The 4,513-nt window shown below is 42.1% G+C and carries 3 protein-coding genes; 1 reads left to right on the top strand and 2 read right to left on the bottom strand.

All coding sequences use genetic code 11. The features are described from left to right. On the top strand, positions 1 to 589 hold a 589-nt coding region (locus IQ229_RS14390; protein ID WP_322743989.1), incomplete at its 5' end, for a glycine betaine ABC transporter substrate-binding protein. 135 nt (positions 590 to 724) lie between these two features. Here IQ229_RS14390 and IQ229_RS14385 read toward each other — a convergent pair. Beyond that, on the bottom strand, positions 725 to 1,354 hold the full coding sequence (locus IQ229_RS14385; protein WP_194044759.1) for a Uma2 family endonuclease: 630 nt from the start codon (positions 1,352 to 1,354) through the stop codon (positions 725 to 727). A gap of 85 nt (positions 1,355 to 1,439) precedes the next feature. Continuing rightward, complete coding sequence (locus IQ229_RS24555) at positions 1,440 to 4,397, bottom strand: beta strand repeat-containing protein (RefSeq protein WP_194044758.1); 2,958 nt, start codon at positions 4,395 to 4,397, stop codon at positions 1,440 to 1,442. Positions 4,398 to 4,513: the final 116 nt, after the last annotated feature.

Here is a 4,513-nt window from a genome sequence, read left to right as displayed (position 1 = left end):
CTCTAAAGAAGTTTACGAAATAATAAAACAAATATATGCCCAGCAATTCAATCTGGAAGTGATGCCTAGCTTGGGTTTTGAAAATACTTTTGCAATGATTATTCGGGGTGAAGATGCCAAACGCAACAATATTCAAACTCTCTCCCAAGCTACTCAATATACACCGCAGTGGCGTGGCGGTTTCGGTTACGAATTTTTAGAACGGGAAGATGGTTTTCCAGGATTAGCTAAAACTTACGATTTACGTTTTGCTAAACCACCCCAAATTATGGACTTGGGTTTAATATATCGTGCTTTGATTCAAAAACAGGTGGATATGGTGGCGGGGAATTCCACTGATGGGCAGATTTCTCGCTTGGGTTTAGTTGTACTCAAGGATGATAAACACTATTTTCCACCTTACGAAACTGTGCCAATTGTTCGACAAGAAATATTAAAAAAATATCCCGAATTAAGAACAGCGATCGCTTCCCTCGCTGGAAAGATTTCAGCAGATGAAATGCGACAGTTAAACTATTTAGTTGAAGGAGAATTACGTGATATTAAAGATGTTGTCCAGGAGTTTCGCAAATCAAAGGGATTAAAATAATTCGTAATTAAGGGTTAGCGTAATGCAGCCTACTAAGCTATCAAGTTTAAATTGTTCGTAGTAAGGACTTTAGTCCTTATCTTTTAAGCACTAAAGTGCTTACTACAAACCCTCAAAACTAGGTTAGACATTGTACTACTGTTGTCCATGCAAAAAATTCTTTAACCACCTAATGACTTCACTTGTTGTTTGCTCATTGGCCATTTGGAGACATTGCTGCACAATTTCTCTGACGTTAGGAAAGTAGCTGCTTTCTGTAAGCACATAACTTTCTCCCTGCAATCGATAAATTAATAACCGATTACTCTTTAATATCCAAACTTCTGGCACTCGATAAGGCAAGAAATCATTAATATCGGTGTAGCTTGTGACATCTATTTCAATTGCTAAATCTGGTGGTGGATCTGACTCCCAATCAATTCTTTTTTTGCCTACTACTGCTCTGCAATTTTCAATGTAAAAGCAAAAGTCTGGCTCAATACCACTAATTTCTGGCAAGCTCATAGTGATAGGCGTAAATGATTCGTACGCGCGGTTTAAATGATCCAGCAAAACCTTAGCAATATCTGCCAACAAACTAGCATCTCTTCCATGCTCTGGTAGCGGTGCCATTAGCAAAATCTCTCCAGGACGATATTTAATGCGAGGTGAGGAGCGATCGCCTAGTTGCTGACTCAATACTTGATAGTCTTTCCAATCTCCCAAAAGCTTCAACACCGCGCCAGGTGGTAACTCGATTCTTTCTGGTGTAATTACGGTATCCATAATTAGCTCACATTTTAGATATTGGCGATCGCATTACATGGAGGATAAGCGATCGCAGGATTCATGAATTCAATGAATAGAACGATTAAACAACCACAAAATTGTTGTTCGTTAGTGACAACCCAGCAGATAATCCGGCAAATTGTACCTGAGTAAATGCGCCTGCACTACCATCTAGGTCAAAGAATAATGCACCTGTAGTGGAGTTATAAATAAATCGCTGGGTGCTAGTGGTTGCAGATTCTCCAAGTGTAAACTGGCTTGTCTCAAGTACACCTGCTGATAAGCCACCAAAACCAGCAGCCGACACCTGAATTAGTTCATTAGTGGCATCGAAGTCACGTATCAGATCAAGACCTTCATTGAAGACAGTATCCAAAACAAAGGTATCAATACCACCTTCCCCATAGAGACTATTATTACCATAGCCACCTGTGAGGGTATCATCACCATTGCCACCTTTAAGGGTGTTATTATTACCTGAGGAATAAGAGGCTATCAGGGAATCATTACCATCGCCCCCATCTAATAAATAATTGCCTGTTGAGGTGCCAACTTCCAATGTATCGTTACCAACACCACCGTTGAGGGTGTTCTCACCAGAGACGTCATAAAAGGCAGAGGCATAGAGAAAATCATCACCATCGCCCCCATCTAATAGATTATCGTCTGCTGAATCGTAAACCCTCAATGTATCGTTACCAGCACCACCGTTGAGGGTGTTATCGCCAGATGTGGTATCCCTAACAAAATTTCCGAATTCGTCGTAAATGTTACTAAAAGCCTGTAAAGAATCATTGCCATTGCCTCCATTGAGTAGGTGATTCCCTGTTGAAAAACTAATATCCAAGAAATCTTCACCAGCGCCGCCATCTACTGTATCGTTACCATTGCCTGAGCGGAGTGTATCATTACCATTGCTTCCCACAAGATAATCATCGTAGTCTGTACCTGTGATATTTAATTGTTCGATATTCTTGTAGCTAAACACTGTTGTGTCCGCCGTCGAAGAAATTACTGTAATGTTGGTAGTAGGATTGAAAGTCGAAGTAATTCCTGTGGTAGCACTGCTATAACTGAAAGACAAGGTGTCGTTACCTGTTCCCCCATCTACTGTTTGAGTCACTAACGTAGATAGGGAGTCGAAATTAAAAGAATCATCACCATTCCCGCCATTGAGGGTGTTATTGCCGATGCCATCATTGAGAGTATCATTGCCATCGCCACCGTTGAGAGTATCATTGCCATCGCCACCCCTCAAAATATCATTGCCACTTAAGCCTTCAATAATGTCATCACCCCCTTGACCATTGATGACATCATTTGAATTATCAAATCCACTAACATTGTTGTCGAGGTCGTTTAGGAAGGTGACTGTGTTTCTTCTAAAGACAGTGTTTTGCGTGTAGTTGGCATCGAAGACATCAAAGCTGTCGGTGATGGTAGTTTGCCCATAAAACAGAATATTGCCCAAATCTACAGTGGCTCCAGTAGATTTGCTGAGGTTATCCAGGTTGGACAGGGTAAAGTTTTCCAGGATGAATCTGGTATCACCATATCCTTGAAAGCTGATTGACAAACTTGTGCCATTCTGGGTGAGAAGTAAATTGTCGGCAGTGAAGCCACTATTGTCCTGGAATATCAGAGTGTCCACTTCGGCTATGACTGCTGCTGTGGGGTTTGTTCCTTTACCTACTCCAGTAAAATCGGCGATTGTATGAGTGCCAGTATTAATCGTGTCGGTGATTCTGCCACTATTAGTCGTGTCGTTGCTTAAGCCTTTGTAAACAAATTTATCCTTACCACCGCCGCCTGTGAGGCTATCCTTACCACCACCGCCTGTGAGGCTATCATCGCCATTACCACCGTTGAGGGTGTTATTACCACTGGCACCAGAGGCTGTTAGAGTATCATTGCCATCGCCCGCAGAGAGAAGGTTTTTGCCAGATGACCGAGAGTCGTAGTAGGAGTCAAAATATTGGTAAATATAGCCAGAGATGTCTAGAAAATCATTGCCATCGCCTCCAAAAAGCAGGTTATTGCCTGATGAACCACTAGCGCTCAAGGTATCATCACCAGCACCACCGTTGAGGGTGTTATCGCCATCTGAGCGAGAGTCTTCGCTTGTGTACTGCTCACTACTTGTACTCCCAGAGATGGAGAGAGAATCATTGCCATCGCCCCCATCTAAAAGGTTATCCCCGAATGAACCGCTAGCATCCAAAGAGTCGTCACCAACACCACCGTTGAGGGTATTATTGCCTAAAGAGCGATCGTCGACGTTTCCGCCGTAATAGGTGAAGTAATTGTACCTGCCAAAGGCTGTCAGAGAATCATTGCCATCGCCACCATTAAGCAGATTATTGCTTGAAGGGAAGTCAGCATCCAAAGAGTCGTCACCAACACCACCGTTGAGAGTATTATTGCCTGCACCACCTCTCAAAAGGTCATTGCCACTTAAGCCTTCAATAATGTCATTGCCCCCTTGACCATTAATGACATCATTTGAATTGTCAAATCCACTAACATTGTTGTCTAGGTCGTTTAGGAAGGTGACTGTGTTTTTTTTAAAGACAGTGCTTTGGGTGGAGTTAGCATTGAAGACATCAAAGCTGTCGGTGATGGTAGTTTGCCCATAAAACAGAATATTGCCCAAATCTACAGTGGCTCCACTGGATTTGCTGAGGTTATCCAGGGTTTCTAGGGCAAAGTTTTCCAAAATGATTTTGGTAAAGGTAGACCCTTGAAAGTTGATCTCCAGGTTGTTACCATTCTGGGTAAGGATCAAGTTTTGGGCAGTGAAGCCACTATTGTTCTGGAAATTTAGGGTATCAACTTCAGCAATGACTGCTGCTGTGGGGTTTGTTCCTTTGTCTACTCCACTGAAATCAGTTATTAAGCTGAGATAGAAATTTACTCCAGGGTTGAAAACAAATATATCCTTGCCACCGCCACCAGTTACGGTGGTTAAGGTATCCATGAAAACTTCATCAGAAACGCCCTTTAGAGTATCGTTACCGTTGGTTCCAATGGTAATTGCCATAAGTTTTTTTACCTGAATTGATTTTTGGAGTAACTTTAGTTGTCAATAATCGAGTTAGTGCTGTTTGATGGCACAAATAATGTGCCAAAAGTTGAAGCTTTCGACATACTTTATTC

This window comes from Nostoc cf. edaphicum LEGE 07299, from assembly GCF_015207245.1.
Taxonomy (GTDB): Bacteria; Cyanobacteriota; Cyanobacteriia; order Cyanobacteriales; family Nostocaceae; genus Nostoc; species Nostoc edaphicum_B.
This window is presented reverse-complemented; position numbering and strand designations above follow the sequence as displayed.

Excerpts from the sequence above, each read along its gene's own strand:
- IQ229_RS14385 (WP_194044759.1), bottom strand. The coding sequence starts at position 1,354 with ATGGATACCGTAATTACACCAGAAAGAATCGAGTTACCACCTGGCGCG.
- IQ229_RS24555 (WP_194044758.1), bottom strand. The coding sequence starts at position 4,397 with ATGGCAATTACCATTGGAACCAACGGTAACGATACTCTAAAGGGCGTT.